Annotated in this window: 13 protein-coding genes; 2 read left to right on the forward strand and 11 right to left on the reverse strand. The window is 43.0% G+C overall.

Annotated elements, in window-relative coordinates; translation table 11 throughout:
* The first annotated feature begins 375 nt into the window (after positions 1-375).
* On the forward strand, positions 376-1,083 hold the full coding sequence (locus tag ABEQ24_RS18785) for an N-acetylmuramoyl-L-alanine amidase (protein ID WP_430008224.1): 708 nt from the start codon (positions 376-378) through the stop codon (positions 1,081-1,083).
* A 34-nt stretch (positions 1,084-1,117) separates the two neighbouring features.
* On the opposite strand, the gene ABEQ24_RS18790 is transcribed toward ABEQ24_RS18785, so the two are convergent.
* Complete coding sequence (locus ABEQ24_RS18790; protein ID WP_430008225.1) at positions 1,118-2,023, reverse strand: metallophosphoesterase; 906 nt, start codon at positions 2,021-2,023, stop codon at positions 1,118-1,120.
* Between the two features lie 112 nt (positions 2,024-2,135).
* On the opposite strand from ABEQ24_RS18790, the gene mscL reads away from it, so the two are divergent.
* Positions 2,136-2,525, forward strand: a complete 390-nt coding sequence (gene mscL / locus ABEQ24_RS18795) for a large conductance mechanosensitive channel protein MscL (protein WP_430008226.1) — start codon at positions 2,136-2,138, stop codon at positions 2,523-2,525.
* 61 nt (positions 2,526-2,586) lie between these two features.
* Here the strand turns inward: mscL and ABEQ24_RS18800 are convergent, their stop codons facing one another.
* The 10 genes from ABEQ24_RS18800 to ABEQ24_RS18845 all read right to left on the reverse strand — a co-directional run bounded on the left by ABEQ24_RS18800 (position 2,587) and on the right by ABEQ24_RS18845 (position 14,851).
* On the reverse strand, positions 2,587-2,955 hold the full coding sequence (locus ABEQ24_RS18800; RefSeq protein WP_070876457.1) for a phage holin family protein: 369 nt from the start codon (positions 2,953-2,955) through the stop codon (positions 2,587-2,589).
* Positions 2,948-3,157 (reverse strand): PspC domain-containing protein, encoded by a 210-nt coding sequence (locus ABEQ24_RS18805; protein WP_070876458.1) that lies wholly within the window; start codon positions 3,155-3,157, stop codon positions 2,948-2,950. The genes ABEQ24_RS18800 and ABEQ24_RS18805 overlap by 8 nt, the downstream gene beginning before the upstream one ends.
* A 5-nt stretch (positions 3,158-3,162) precedes the next feature.
* Positions 3,163-4,251, reverse strand: coding sequence for a DUF4097 family beta strand repeat-containing protein (locus ABEQ24_RS18810; RefSeq protein ID WP_430008227.1), 1,089 nt, complete (start codon positions 4,249-4,251; stop codon positions 3,163-3,165).
* Positions 4,252-4,318: 67 nt separating this feature from the next.
* The gene (locus tag ABEQ24_RS18815) at positions 4,319-4,639 is read right to left on the reverse strand and encodes a DUF4870 domain-containing protein (protein ID WP_430008228.1); all 321 of its coding nucleotides are present in this window, start codon (positions 4,637-4,639) and stop codon (positions 4,319-4,321) included.
* Positions 4,640-5,477: 838 nt separating this feature from the next.
* Positions 5,478-8,354: an excinuclease ABC subunit UvrA gene (gene uvrA / locus ABEQ24_RS18820; RefSeq protein WP_430008229.1), complete on the reverse strand. Its 2,877-nt coding sequence runs from the start codon at positions 8,352-8,354 to the stop codon at positions 5,478-5,480.
* 6 nt (positions 8,355-8,360) lie between these two features.
* Positions 8,361-10,343 carry an excinuclease ABC subunit UvrB gene (gene uvrB, locus ABEQ24_RS18825; RefSeq protein ID WP_430008230.1) on the reverse strand — a complete coding sequence of 661 codons (1,983 nt, stop codon included), beginning with the start codon at positions 10,341-10,343 and terminating at the stop codon, positions 8,361-8,363.
* A 316-nt stretch (positions 10,344-10,659) separates the two neighbouring features.
* The gene (locus ABEQ24_RS18830) at positions 10,660-10,899 is read right to left on the reverse strand and encodes a CsbA family protein (protein ID WP_070876463.1); all 240 of its coding nucleotides are present in this window, start codon (positions 10,897-10,899) and stop codon (positions 10,660-10,662) included.
* A 15-nt stretch (positions 10,900-10,914) separates the two neighbouring features.
* Positions 10,915-12,504: a peptide chain release factor 3 gene (locus ABEQ24_RS18835; RefSeq protein ID WP_430008231.1), complete on the reverse strand. Its 1,590-nt coding sequence runs from the start codon at positions 12,502-12,504 to the stop codon at positions 10,915-10,917.
* 240 nt (positions 12,505-12,744) lie between these two features.
* The gene (locus tag ABEQ24_RS18840) at positions 12,745-14,157 is read right to left on the reverse strand and encodes a sensor histidine kinase (RefSeq protein WP_430008232.1); all 1,413 of its coding nucleotides are present in this window, start codon (positions 14,155-14,157) and stop codon (positions 12,745-12,747) included.
* On the reverse strand, positions 14,147-14,851 hold the full coding sequence (locus tag ABEQ24_RS18845; RefSeq protein ID WP_430008233.1) for a winged helix-turn-helix domain-containing protein: 705 nt from the start codon (positions 14,849-14,851) through the stop codon (positions 14,147-14,149). Before ABEQ24_RS18845 ends, ABEQ24_RS18840 begins: the two co-directional genes overlap by 11 nt.
* Between the last annotated feature and the right edge of the window lie 37 nt (positions 14,852-14,888).

Raw genomic sequence — 14,888 nt, forward strand, 5'->3', positions numbered from 1 at the left:
TTTTCAAGCTTAAAAAAGTAGATGTTTTTGCGAGATGTTTGCTCCATCTTCTAACTAAGCGCTTACGGTTTTCTGCGGTGTCTAGCTCCACCGCCCAACTCCTCGGCCAGAACAAAATCCCCCAAAAAGTCAAACCCGAACTTTCCGGGTGATTTCTTATCTGTCTGTCGTAGCTAAACGGATGGTTCCGCTTTTCATATAAAATCCTCTCTTATTTTAGCACTTTTACCTATTAAACGGAAACGGGGATTGCTTTCATATCAATATAATCTACTTTCTCTATTTTTTTTACCCGCATAGGGCAATCACCGCTACTCTATCGTGTATACGGCAATATATTAGTAGGGTATTGAATATTTAATAGGAGGACTGCAAGTGAAGATTGCAATTGACGCCGGACATGGTTATACGACTTCCGGGAAAAGAACAGTAGATGGTATGAGAGAGTATGAATTTAATCGTGCTGTGGCAAACGAAATGAGGGACCTCCTCTCTGAATATGAAGATGTTACCATTCTTTTCACTCATTCAGACACAAGTGACGTTCCGCTGAAAGAGAGAACAGATAAAGCCAATAATGCGAATTCAGATGTGTTTGTGTCTATTCATGCGAATGCATTTGGAAGCGGTACTGCCTGGAATAATGCAAAGGGCATTGAAACGTATGTTCATGATTCTAAACCTCAGGAATCATATGCTCTCGCTGAAGCAGTTCATAAAAAGCTTATTGAAAAAACAAAACGGGAGGATCGTGGCGTTAAGCTTGCCAACTTTCATGTTCTGAGGGAAACAAAAATGCAGGCGATTTTAATTGAGTGCGGCTTTATGACAAATCAGGAAGATGCCCAGGCTTTAAAAACAGCAGCTTACCGCAAAACATGTGCCCAGGCTATCGTTGAAGCTCTAGCTGCCTTTTATAAGCTTAAGAAAAAGAAGGCTCCTCCGGTAGTTGCTGCGCCAACGCCTCAGCCGGGAAAATTGTACAAAGTGCAAGTCGGAGCCTTTGCTGAAAAAGAAAACGCCGTAGCCCTTGCCAATGAATTAAAAAATAAAGGATACAATGCAATCGTGCTTTACGAATAAAAGAGTAGAGACAGTGTGCTGCAAAGCGCTGTCTCTACTCTTTTATTTTCAGAAAGAACCTCTCTTTTGGCATATGCTTCTTAGGCCGGAATTTATTCAAGTATGGTGAGTAAGTATCAACCTGAATTCCAGTTAGATCTTGTTTAAAAAACAGCAGACGCATAAAACCATTGCCCCCGTGCTTTTCAGCCTGATAATTCGCAAGCATTTGAAAAACTCTTTGATTTTCTGAAATTCTGGTCTCCAGGAAACCTGTTCCATAATAATGGCCGGATAAGACCATTTTTACATTTGGATTTTTTAATACAACTTTGTTATACAGCTCATCACCTGCAGGACTTCTCTCATCTTTATAGTTCAAATAATCATGAAAAGCGAGTATGGCCGTGTGTTGCCTGTATTGCTTCAAAACTTTGTTCATCCACCTGATCCCGCTCCGGTTTACATCCCAGCCCATATATATCATTATGTACGGCTGATTGTGGATTGTCAGAAGATCATAATGGCCGCGGTTATTTTCAAACGAACCTCCATAAAATGGCTGCCGGATAAACCGGTGATAGCCAAAATGATCCGTGAATACTTTATAGGGCTGTTCCGTATGAACCAAATCATGGTTCCCCGCTAAAACGCCATATGGAATTCGTGTCATATCAAGCATTTTTAATATTTGATCTGTCCTCTCCCATTGCACATCATCATTCGGCTGATCGACAAGATCTCCTGTATGAAAAACATATCGGATGTTGTATTTATCCCGATTTTCAATAATCCACTGTATTTGTTTAATCATGATTTCCGGATAGATTTTCGCGTAATATTGCGTATCAGAAAGCCATACAATCGTTGCATCGCCCTCCTCAAATGAAAATTTCGCGTATGCAGGAGATGCTGTTAAACAAATCAGCAGCAGTACTGCCGCAAACCAAGTTTTCTTCATAACTTTCACCCATTTTTAGCGTACCCACCCTAGCGTGTCCTTATGTTACCGATTTACATTTATCATCATTGGTCTATACTAGATATGGAAACCAAAACGAGGAGACTTGCATATGCTGAAGGAATTTAAAAAGTTCGCCATTAAGGGCAACGTGATTGATCTTGCAGTCGGGGTTATCATCGGAACAGCATTCGGAAAAATTGTCACTTCACTAGTAAATGACATTGTCATGCCGCTGTTCGGCGTCCTGCTTGGGGGAGTCGATTTTTCAAAATTGCAATACCCATTCGGTGATGCCATTATAAAATACGGAGCATTTCTGCAAACCGTTCTTGATTTCTTCATTATCGCTTTTTCTGTGTTTTTATTCATTCGATTCTTTGAACGTTTTAAAAGAAAAGATGAACAAAAGCCTGTCCCAACATTAACAAATGAAGAAAAGCTGCTCACGGAAATTCGTGATTTGCTGAAGAAGGATGTTCAGCGGGAAAGAGAATTTTAAGAACTGATTACATGAATTTTCGGCATCAAAAAGGCGGAATCCAGAGGATCCCGCCTTATGTCTATTTCTTTTTACTTTCTCTAAGCGGCTCAACGACGCCTTTTTGAATCAGCAAGTGCAGCAGCGAAATCACAATCGAAGCTAAGATGGCTGTGCCAAAACCGTCGATGTTAAAGGAATCTCCCATAATCCCCTGTGCAATCATCAGTGTAATCGCATTGATGACAAACAGGAAAAGCCCGAGCGTTACCACCGTAACAGGCAGTGTCAGCAGGATTAGGAACGGCTTCACCAGAACATTTAAAACGGAAATGAGCAAACTTGCAAGAATGGCGGCTCCTACACCGCTGATGTGAAAAGAATCAAAGTACCCTGATACGACAATCAGTATAAGGGCATTGACCAAAATACTGATGGCCCATCTAATCATGCTTAATGACATCCCCCTCATTCGGAACCAGGAAGATCATGACCAAGTAAATGAGACCAAATGGGAAGAATGCAGTCGTGAGCAATAGAATCACAAATAGAATCCTGAGCAGGGTCACGTCCATATTCAAATAATCAGCCAAGCCTCCGATGACGCCGCCAATCATTTTTTTTGATTTGGATCGATATAATTTCTTTTTCATTTGAATTACCTCTCTTTTAATAGAATGGAGCCTGTTTTAGAATCTGCAAAAACAGACATCGTTTGTTCAGACACAGAACTCGATTTGAACCTAAGTTCCTTTTGAACGGTTTCATTCTTTTCAAAAAGCACTTCAAGGTCCTTTAAATCAGCAGCCACTGAACCTAAATTCGATTTCAGTTCACCGTCTATTTTCACATTATCAGGAACATACACGTCTACGTTTCCAGTAGCCGTTTTCGCATAAAGAGTGTGGCATCTTTCGTCTTCAAGCTTAACGATGATATTTCCATTAAAGCTCTGAACATCGATTCTCTCACTTTTTCCGTTTAAGTGGATCAGACCGTTGATTGTTTCTGCTTCAATATGTGCCGCCTCAACATTTGTCAGGCGAATTTGACCATTCGCTGTCTCAGCTTCTATTTTTTCACCCTTAAAATTCAGGACAGAAATGACACCATTTGCCGTTTTCGCATTAAAATCCCTTACATTTAAATCTTCCCCTCTGATTGGGCCGCTAAACAGCTTAATTTTAACAAGCTCATACTGCTCTTCTGGAACAAACAGAGTCATGTTGATTTTTACTGTTTTCTTTTCCGTGAAAAAACGGAACTTTGAACCGTCCACTGAACAATCAACATTCTGCATAAAGGTTTCTCTCGCAATCTCCTGATTCTCGGCCCGGTAAACTTTTGCATCACACTCAACCCGAACATCACCTTGAGTCCAGGATTGAAGATTTACACTGCCATGGATTAACTGAATATCAAAATCACGGATATCAGCATCCTTGAACTGATAAATGTGGTGAACATTAAGAGCACCGCCAAAATTCAAATCAAGATCAAGCTCCTTTACCTTCTTGACTGCTGTATCAATAAAGGTCACAAGCTTTGAAGAAAGAGAGGACCCGGCAGTTTTCTCTTTTTCTACGAAAGGATCCTTTGAGAAACTTTCTGAAGATAAAGACGTCAGCATCTCATTTTCTTTATGACTGTATTCCTCTTCAAGCTTTTCAATGAGAGTCAGTGCTTCACTTGCCGACAGTTTTCCCTGTTCAACTAAATCTAAAATGCGCTTTCTTTGATCCTTCACGTTTCCCATCTCCCTGAATATGTATTTGAAAAGAAAAGCCCTGAGCATGAACCCAAAGCCTTTGAGATTAAACCGATTTTAAAATTTTAATTCCCTGCACAATGTTATAAATAAATACAACAAGATTCACGATGCCAACCAGGATAAACCCAAAAATCACAACTCCCACAGCAAAGGCTTCCGGCGAACTGAACATACCTGCAAACAAAATCATGAAGAATGGGGCAATAATCGTCACGATTGGAATAATATGTGACAGCAAAGATTTTTTCGCGTGCTGCTTAACATCTCGTTCATCTGAAATAAAGTAGACGATGATTGGAAATAAAAACGGCGCAAAAAAAATACTGAAATAGCATAATGATGAAAGTAATTTATCTGTTTTCATTTGAATTCCAACTCCTTATAACAAATATACGATTGAATCAGAGATAAGTTTCATTAAATTTTTGTGCGGAGTCAGGATCTCAGGATTTTCCTGAATTAAAAAGCTAATCTTTTTTTATGAGGGCTTTAGTATGGATTGTTTTTGAGTATTAATGTTGCCTGAGCGGTTCGGCTGGGAATGCTGCCACGTTTACCGATTAAAAGCTTAAGAACTGGCTTCATTCCTGATAGTGCTGCCACTTTGAACGATCCAATGCTTAAAACGTGGCGTCATTCCTAATAGTACTGCCACTTTGAACGATCCAATGCTTAAAAAGTGGCGCAACTCCCAATAGTGCTGCCACGTTTATCGATTCAATGCTTAAGAATTGGCGCCACTCCCAATAGTGCTGCCACTTTGAACGATCCAATGCTTAAAAAGTGGCGCCACTCCTAATAGTACTGCCACCTTAAACGATTCAATGCTTAAAAACTGGCGCCACTCCCAATAGTGCTGCCACGTTGAACGATCCAATGCTTAAAAAGTGGTGCCACTCTCAATAGTGCTGCCACTTTAAACCGTTCAATGCTTAAAAAGTTGCGTCATTCCCAGCAGTGCTGCCACTTCGAACGATCCAATGCTTAAGAACTGGCGCCACTCTCAATAGTGCTGCCACTTCGAACGATCCAATGCTAAAAAAGTGGCGCCACTCCCAATAGTGCTGCCACTTTGAACAATCCATTACTTAAAAACTGGCGTCACTCCCAATAGTGCAGCCACTTTTGATAAGGCAAGGTCACAAAAGAAGGGACTGTCCAATAAGTCAGGAATAAATGACTTGATGGACAGCCCCTCTTATTTAAGCTTTTGCCACTGCTTCTTTTTCTTTTATGGCCTTTTTCATCCGGTCGCGGTCTCTTAGTAAGATAGGCTTTAAATACTTGCCTGTATAAGATCCTTCTACCTTGGCAACTTGTTCCGGAGTTCCCGTTGCGACGATTTGACCGCCGTGGTCCCCGCCTTCCGGCCCAAGATCGATCAGATAATCTGCCGCTTTAATGACATCAAGGTTATGCTCAATCACTAAGACAGTATCTCCATTTTCGACTAGGCGCTGAAGGACTTTCAAAAGTCTTGCGATGTCGTCCACATGCAATCCTGTTGTCGGTTCATCCAGAATGTACAGGGAACGTCCTGTTGAACGGCGATGCAGCTCCGAAGCAAGCTTCACACGCTGCGCTTCTCCTCCGGACAGGGTTGTTGCAGGCTGCCCAAGTGTAATGTAGCCGAGTCCTACATCATAAATGGTTTGAAGCTTCCGTCTGATTTTAGGAATGTTCTCGAAAAATGCGACGGCATCTTCAACCGTCATTTCTAAAATGTCAGCAATGTTTTTATTTTTGTATTTCACTTCCAGTGTTTCGCGGTTATACCTCTTTCCATGGCACACTTCGCATGGTACATAAACATCAGGAAGGAAATGCATTTCAATCTTGATAATTCCGTCTCCGCGGCATGCCTCACAGCGGCCGCCTTTTACGTTAAAACTGAAGCGGCCTTTCTTGTAGCCGCGCACCTTTGCTTCGTTTGTTGTAGCGAAAACGTCGCGGATGTCATCAAAAACACCTGTATAAGTTGCCGGGTTAGAGCGGGGAGTACGGCCAATCGGCGATTGATCGATATCGATGACCTTATCAAGCTCTTCTGTTCCTTTGATTTCTTTATGCTCTCCAGGCTTCGTTTTTGCTTTGTTCAGCTTTTGAGCAAGCGACTTATGAAGAATTTCATTGACAAGCGTACTCTTGCCAGATCCCGATACACCAGTAACGGCAACAAACGTGCCAAGCGGAAATTTCGTTGAAACGTTTTTCAGGTTATTTTCGCTAGCGCCTTTAATCTCGATGAACCGGCCGTCCGGCTTTCTGCGTTCTGCCGGCAGCGGAATGAATTTTTTGCCCGATAAATATTGTCCTGTTAATGAATTCTTATCATTCATGACGTATTCTGGTGTTCCTTCAGAGATGATCTCTCCTCCATGAACGCCTGCGCCAGGACCAATATCTATTAAATAGTCTGCAGCAAGCATTGTGTCTTCATCATGCTCAACAACGATAAGGGTGTTGCCGATATCCCTCATGCTTTGAAGTGTCTGGATGAGCCTGTCATTGTCCCGCTGATGAAGCCCGATAGAAGGCTCGTCAAGAATGTACAGAACACCTGTCAATCTTGAACCAATTTGAGTCGCAAGCCTGATCCGCTGTGCTTCTCCGCCTGAAAGTGTTCCGGCAGCACGGCTTAAAGACAGGTAATCAAGACCGACATTGTTCAAAAAGCCAAGTCTCTCTTCAAGCTCTCTTAAAATCAGTCTTGCAATCTGCATTTCTTTTTCTGTAAGGTCTACTTTTTCAAAGAAATCGATTGCTTCATGAACAGATAATGAAGTGACATTTCCAATGTGATTGCCATCAACAAGAACAGACAGGCTTTCTTTTTTTAAACGATGCCCTTTACACTTAGGGCATGCCTGCTGAGCCATATATTTTTCCATCTGCTCGCGGATATAGTCTGAGCTTGTTTCCTTATAGCGGCGCTCTACGTTACGGATGACACCTTCAAACAGAATGTAATTTTCACGCACCTGACCGAAGTCATTTTCATAGCGGAAGTAAATTTCATCGTTTCCGCTGCCGTATAAAACCTTGTCAAGCATGTGGGATGGGATTTCTTTTACCGGGACATCCATCGGGATGCCGTAATGATTGCACACAGCCTCAAGCAGCTGCGGGTAATATTGAGAGCTTGTCGGTTCCCATGGTGCCAGCGCATGCTGCTTGAATGATAACTCCCTGTTTGGAAGGACTAAGTCTACATCGACTTCAAGCTTCGTTCCAAGTCCGTCACACTCGTTGCAGGCGCCAAACGGACTGTTAAAAGAGAACATTCTGGGTTCCAGCTCTCCGATAGAAAATCCGCAGAGCGGACAAGCGTGATGCTCGCTGAAAAGAAGCTCCTCTTCTCCGATGACATCAATCATGACTCTGCCTTCGCCCAGACCAAGTGCAGCTTCAAGCGAATCTGCAAGCCGTGCTGCAATTCCTTCTTTGATGACGATGCGGTCTATTACTACCTCAATACTGTGTTTTTTGTTTTTCTCAAGGGTAATCTCATCACCGATCTCCATCATCTCGCCGTTCACGCGAACCCTTACGTACCCTTGCTTTTTGATCTCTTCAAAAACCTTGGCATGAGTTCCTTTTCGGCCGGAGACAATCGGTGCAAGCACCTGAAGCTTTGTTCGCTCAGGGTATTCTAAGATCCGGTCGACCATTTGCTCAATCGTCTGCGATGAGATCTCAATGTTATGATTCGGACAGGTCGGTCTGCCGACACGCGCAAAAAGCAGTCTCAGGTAGTCATAGATTTCTGTCACGGTCCCTACTGTTGAACGGGGATTCCGGCTCGTTGTTTTCTGATCGATGGAAATCGCCGGTGAAAGTCCTTCTATTGAATCTACGTCCGGCTTATCCATTTGTCCAAGGAACTGACGGGCATATGCAGAAAGAGATTCAACATATCTGCGCTGTCCTTCTGCATAAATCGTATCAAACGCAAGCGACGATTTCCCCGAACCTGATAAGCCTGTCAAAACGACAAGCTTATCCCGCGGTATCGTCACATCTATATTTTTCAAGTTGTGAGCGCGCGCACCTTTCACAATAATTTTATCAATTGCCATCTAGTTTCATCCTTCCGCTTTTAGCTCTAGAATCAGATCGCGAAGCTCAGCTGCACGCTCGAAGTTCAAGCCTTTTGCAGCCTCTTTCATCTCTTCTTCCATTTGTTCGATCACCTTTTCGCGCTCTTTTTTCGTCAGCTTGCCAAGCTTTGGAACTTGTGCACCCAACTCTTCCCCATCCTCCGGTGCAATAACAGCGCGAATCGTTTCTCGAATTTTTTTCTGTATCGTTTTTGGCTCTATGCCGTGCTTTTTATTAAAAGCCTCCTGCGTTTCGCGGCGGCGTTTCGTTTCGTTCAGGGCAATTTCCATTGAATTCGTCACTTTATCGGCATACATAATAACGTGTCCGTTTGAGTTCCGGGCTGCACGTCCGATCGTCTGAATGAGCGATCTCTCAGATCTCAGGAAACCTTCTTTATCTGCATCGAGAATGGCTACTAAGGACACCTCAGGGATATCGAGACCTTCTCTTAGCAGGTTGATTCCGACCAGAACGTCATACTTTCCAAGCCGGAGTTCACGGATGATTTCAATCCGCTCTAAGGTTTTGATTTCTGAATGCAGGTAGTTCACCTTGATGCCTATGTCCTTCAGATAATCAGTCAGATCCTCGGACATTTTTTTCGTCAGTGTTGTGATAAGGACACGTTCATTGCGTTCTGTTCTGGCCTGAATTTCTCCGATCAAGTCATCAATCTGACCCTGAATCGGCCTTACATCAATGGTCGGATCAAGAAGTCCCGTCGGGCGGATGATCTGCTGAACCATTTCAGGTGTATGATCAAGCTCATATGGGCCTGGAGTAGCCGATACAAACAGGATATTATTGATATGTTTTTCAAACTCGTCAAATTTAAGCGGACGGTTGTCTTTTGCTGATGGCAGGCGGAACCCATGGTCAACGAGCACCTGTTTTCTAGCCTGGTCGCCATTGAACATCCCTCTGATCTGAGGAATGGTCACGTGGGATTCATCCACGACAATCATGAAATCTTCCGGAAAGAAATCAAGCAAAGTATAAGGAGTGGAACCTGCAGGACGAAGTGTCAGGTGTCTTGAGTAGTTTTCAATCCCCGAACAAAAGCCCATTTCCCGCATCATTTCAAGATCATAGCGGGTACGCTGTTCGAGCCGCTGAGCTTCTAGCAGCTTGCCGTTCTCATGCAGATCTTTCAGCCGTTCATCAAGCTCCTGCTCGATATTCGTTATCGCAACCTTCAGCTTTTCCTCTCGGGTAACGAAGTGGGATGCAGGGAAAATGGAGATATGTTCACGGTCTCCTTTGATTTCTCCCGTTAATGCATCCACTTCTCTGATCCGGTCGATTTCATCTCCGAAAAATTCAACTCTCACGCACTGCTCGTCTCGTGACGCAGGGAAAATTTCCACAACGTCACCGCGCACTCTGAACGTCCCGCGTTTAAAATCAATATCATTTCTTTCATACTGTACATCTACTAATTTTCTGAGCAGCTGATTGCGCTCAATCTCCATGCCCGTACGAAGAGAAACGACGAGGTCACGGTATTCTTCAGGCGAACCCAAGCCGTAAATGCACGATACACTCGCGATGATAATGACGTCTTTTCTCTCAAACAGCGAGGCAGTCGCGGAGTGTCTGAGCTTATCAATTTCATCATTGATGCTAGCGTCTTTTTCTATGAATGTATCAGTCTGCGGCACATAGGCCTCCGGCTGATAATAATCATAGTAGCTGACAAAGTATTCGACCGCGTTGTTTGGAAAGAACTCTTTAAATTCGCTGTATAATTGTCCAGCCAATGTTTTATTATGGGCAATAACAAGCGTCGGTTTGTTTACTTCCTGGATGACGTTTGAAACGGTAAACGTCTTTCCTGTACCTGTAGCGCCAAGAAGCGTCTGATGCTTCTTTCCTTCTTTAATGCCCTGGACGAGCTGTTTTATAGCCTGTGGCTGGTCGCCCTCTGGCTTATAATTCGAGACTAAATCAAAACGATCGCTCAACAGGAGGACCTCCATTCATATGTAATCAATATTCATATTTTACCATAAACGAGTGAAAAATCACCAAAGATACGAACTATAGTTCGTATCTTTCGTTCGACATTTTGTATTTGATTCTATCATTATCGCCTGATTTTGCTATTTAAATGCCTGACTTATCTTTTTCCATACCTTTTTCGGAGGGATAGTAAACCGGCGGCAGCCAGGCGGTCGAAACATGTAAACTGATAAAAGATCATTTTAGACTGATACATCAATGAAACTCGGTTCGCTGCAAAACAAAAAAACCCGCTCCCATAGGGAACAGGTTCATGCCTTAATTCGTTTTTTCGCGTCTTGTGCGCCGTGCCATTTTCGCAGCATACAAAAATCCGGCCGCAACAGATATCACATCTAAAACAATGATGATCCATGAATCCATATAGCCTTTTGTATATGCTGCAGCTAAAAGGGCAATGGTCAGGACAGTCGCTACGTAGTGGTTATATGAGACCCTGGCAAACAAGGTCAAGATAATAAAAGGCAGAGTCAGGGCCAGAACGGCTTTTAGTAACATGGAATCAGCTCCTGCTTACTTCTCTGAAGCAGAAAAGCTTTGATAGTCATTTTCCTGCAGAAGATCGATCAATTCGATCTCTTTATGATTTTCTTTAAAATGCCTGAAGGTAAAATCATTTTCAAAAAGGACTGCATATTGATCATTGCGGTCTCGTACAAGCAGGCTTCTTGAATCAAAGAAGCGCTTTTCGAATTTTTCATTGCCGATCCATCTTGGAATGCGGTCGCCCATAGGTACAAATTCGATTTCTACGTTGTACTCAGCTCTCATCCGGTATTCAAATACCTCGTACTGAAGCTGTCCGACAGCGCCAAGAATGATGTCGTCCGTTGAATCCTGGCGGAAATACTGGATGGCGCCCTCTTGAACAAGCTGGTCAATTCCTTTACGGAACTGCTTCGCTTTCATGACGTTTTTCACGCGTACTTTTTTGAACATTTCCGGCGGGAACTGAGGAAGCTCATCATAATGATAGCCTTCTTTTCCTGCCGTAAGCGTATCGCCGATTTGATAAACGTTCGGATCATAGATTCCGATGATGTCGCCTGCGAATGCTTCATCAACCGTCTCTCTGTCTTTTGCCATAAACACCTGCGTCTGATTCAGCTTGAGCGTTTTATTCGTTCTGCTCAGCTGTACGCTCATGCCTCGCTCAAATCGTCCGGAGCATACGCGCAGAAACGCGATGCGGTCACGGTGGGCAGGGTTCATATTGGCTTGAATCTTAAAGATATAACCTGAGAAATCTTCTGTTTCAGGTGCAATGAAGCCCTGATTTGTTCTTCGCGGCTGCGGAGGAACGGCGTATTGTAAAAACACATCAAAAAATGATTTTACACCGAAGTTCGCAAGCGCGCTTCCAAAGAAGACAGGTGTCAATTCTCCGCGCTTAACACGCTCAGCGTCGAACTGGTTGCCCGCTTCCTCAAGCAGCTCCATTTCATCCTTTGTTTCCAAGTAAGTCGGATGGCTGCCAATCTCACTTGCATCCACTTCATCTGATGGGATAATTTCTTCCTGCTCGTTTCCTTTAAACTGTACAACAGTATGCTGTTCGCGGTCGATTATGCCCAGGAAACGCTTCCCCATGCCGATCGGCCAGTTCATTGGATAAGATTCAATGCCGAGTACTTCCTCAATCTCAGAAAGCAGCTCAAGCGGATCTTTTCCTTCACGGTCAAGCTTATTAATAAAAGTAAAGATAGGAATGCCTCTCATGCGGCACACCTTGAAAAGCTTGATCGTCTGAGGCTCGACCCCTTTTGTAGAGTCGATGATCATCACTACGCTGTCTACTGCTGTAAGCGTGCGGTATGTGTCTTCACTGAAATCTTCATGTCCGGGAGTGTCGAGAATGTTCACGTGGAAATCGTGGTATGGAAAACTCATGACACTTGATGTAACCGAGATTCCGCGTTTTTTTTCAATTTCCATCCAGTCGGAAGCCGCAAATTTGCCTGTCTTCTTCCCTTTAACCGTACCTGCTTCACGGATGACTTTGCCGAAATATAATAATTTCTCTGTTAGTGTCGTCTTTCCCGCATCCGGATGGGAGATGATGGCGAAAGTCCGTCTCTTTGATATTTCATTATCTATGTTCATTTACATTACCCTCACAAAGTTTACTTCGTTTGAAATATATCACATTTGGAGCAATAGAACAATTTCACTCTGGACTTTCTCCTGCTTTATACCGGCGCTGTAAAAAAGAGCACATTCACTGCAGCCATCACGACTGCGCCGATAATAATAAATGCGGTATCCTTCTTTTTCATGTGTTTACCCCCTTATAAATTTGTTTTCACATAGTGTATCAGGAATTTATGTCTAAACTATTAACAATCAATCATCATGCTTCTTATCAGGAAATTTCAGAATAAATTTGGTGCCTTGATCTTTTCGGCTATCAATCTCGATTTCTCCATGATGAAGGTGAACAAGCTGTTTGACAATCGATAATCCAAGGCCGAATTCGCCAAATTGATGGCCGGTTCTGGACATATCTGCTTTGTAAAAACGCAGCCAAATGGACTCAACTTCTTTGGGGTCCATTCCGATTCCTGTGTCTTCAATTTCAATAATTGTTTCCTTATACCCCTTTTTCCCCCGCAGCCAAACGGTCCCGCTCTCTGTAAATTGAATACTGTTTTTCGTGATATTGATTAAGATTTGAATGAGGCGGTCATAGTCGGCAAAAACCGTTATTTCTTCATTTCCGCCAATCTTGAGCTCCACCTGTTTTTCTTCTGCCTGAAAAAATAAATGCTCTTTAATGATTTCAAAAGCTTCTGTCAGCTGAATTTCCTCTTTAAAAAGCTTCACCTGATTGGAACGGATTTTTTCATAATCAAGGTTTTCATTTACAAGTCTGATCAGGCGTTTTGCTTCCTGACTGACAAGCTGAATGCCTTTTTCTTTTTCAGCCTCTTCTATCATGTTGTTTTTAAGCCCTTCAATCACTCCGCTGATGGTCGTAAGCGGTGTTCTTAATTCGTGAGAGACATCCGCCATGAATTTTCTTCTTCGATTCTCTAAACTTTCGATTTCCTGATTGGATTGCTTAAGCTGCTCTGCCATATTATTAAAATCGTTTGCAAGCTCCCCGATTTCATCAATATTGGACGATGGCACCGATATATCATATTTTCCTTCTGCAATCATGGAGGTCGCATTCCGGATCCGCTGAATTCTTTTCACATGAACGTTTGAGAGAAACCAGCTTAATAAAAGCGAAATGGATAATGAAATTAAAATGGTATATAGAAGATAGCGGTTAATTTCGCTGATGGTTTCTCTGGATCCTTTAATCGGAGATACAAGCAGAATCCCGCCGGATAGATTGCCGTCCTCAAGATACGGAAGGGCAACTAAAGAAACCTCCTGATCAAAACGCTTGATCTCATGCTTAACGACGATTCTCTCGCCTGCTTTCAGATTCTGCCATTCTTCCTCTGTCGGCTGAAACCTTGGAGCGTTGCCTGCATAAGGGTAAAAAATCATTCCTTTTTCGTCAAAAAGACTAAATCGAATACCTCTCGCACTCAGCACATGCTCATATTCTCTCAGCGCCCGCTCTCCCCTGTTATTTTTTACGTCAGTTAAAATTCTGTTGCCATACTGCTCAAGCTCTTCCACTTTGTTTTCATAAACAAAGGATTCCGCATATTGGGCGACAACAAGACTTAAAATCATAAAAGCGATAATGAGAATGCTGATATGACTTAAAAACAGCTGATAAATATACTTAATTCTCATTCGGATCTACCGTTTCATCGAATTTATAGCCCACTCCCCATACCGTATGGAAAAAAGGCCTTGTTTGCGAGCCCAGCTTTGCCCGCAGTCGTTTAATATGAACATCAACCGTCCGTTCATCTCCGTAAAACTGATAGCCCCAAACCCGCTCAAGCAGCTGTTCGCGCGTAAAAACCTGACGCGGGTGCTGCGCGAAATAATATAAGAGATCAAATTCTTTAGGCGTTAAGTTTTCGACTTTAGTGTTTTCAAGCAAGACTTCCCGTGTCTGCTTGCTGATTTTGAAATAAGAAGTTTCAAGACTGCCTGTCTCTTTTTTAGGTGCTTGCGATACGGAGTGCCGGCGGGATACCGCTTTAATGCGCGCCATAAGAGCAAGCGGGCTGAAAGGCTTTGTTACATAATCATCTGCTCCCATCTCTAAACCAAGCACCTGATCAGACTCGCTGTCCTTTGCTGTCAGCATAATGATCGGAACCGAGCTCTTTTCTTCCCTGATTTTTCTGCATAGCGTAACCCCGTCCATCCCCGGCAGCATCCAATCGATAATCAGCACGTCCCATTCTTCCCGTTTATATGCATGGTAGCCTTCAAGTCCGTCATTTATAAAAGCACCCTGAATGCCTTCTTTTGAAAAAAACATTTCAAGCATCGCACTGACACTCTGATTATCTTCTATTACTAAAACCTTCATATTTGCACCATCCAAAAATATGACTTTCTTTTCAAAG

Origin of the sequence: Metabacillus idriensis (assembly GCF_050483325.1) — a bacterium.
In the GTDB taxonomy this organism is placed as follows: domain Bacteria; phylum Bacillota; class Bacilli; order Bacillales; family Bacillaceae; genus Bacillus_P; species Bacillus_P idriensis_A.

Excerpts from the sequence above, each read along its gene's own strand:
- mscL (WP_430008226.1), top strand. The coding sequence starts at position 2,136 with ATGCTGAAGGAATTTAAAAAGTTCGCCATTAAGGGCAACGTGATTGAT.
- ABEQ24_RS18805 (WP_070876458.1), bottom strand. The coding sequence starts at position 3,157 with ATGAAAAAGAAATTATATCGATCCAAATCAAAAAAAATGATTGGCGGC.
- ABEQ24_RS18800 (WP_070876457.1), bottom strand. The coding sequence starts at position 2,955 with ATGATTAGATGGGCCATCAGTATTTTGGTCAATGCCCTTATACTGATT.
- ABEQ24_RS18790 (WP_430008225.1), bottom strand. The coding sequence starts at position 2,023 with ATGAAGAAAACTTGGTTTGCGGCAGTACTGCTGCTGATTTGTTTAACA.
- ABEQ24_RS18835 (WP_430008231.1), bottom strand. The coding sequence starts at position 12,504 with ATGAACATAGATAATGAAATATCAAAGAGACGGACTTTCGCCATCATC.
- ABEQ24_RS18815 (WP_430008228.1), bottom strand. The coding sequence starts at position 4,639 with ATGAAAACAGATAAATTACTTTCATCATTATGCTATTTCAGTATTTTT.
- ABEQ24_RS18840 (WP_430008232.1), bottom strand. The coding sequence starts at position 14,157 with ATGAGAATTAAGTATATTTATCAGCTGTTTTTAAGTCATATCAGCATT.
- uvrA (WP_430008229.1), bottom strand. The coding sequence starts at position 8,354 with ATGGCAATTGATAAAATTATTGTGAAAGGTGCGCGCGCTCACAACTTG.
- ABEQ24_RS18830 (WP_070876463.1), bottom strand. The coding sequence starts at position 10,899 with ATGTTACTAAAAGCCGTTCTGGCCCTGACTCTGCCTTTTATTATCTTG.
- ABEQ24_RS18845 (WP_430008233.1), bottom strand. The coding sequence starts at position 14,851 with ATGAAGGTTTTAGTAATAGAAGATAATCAGAGTGTCAGTGCGATGCTT.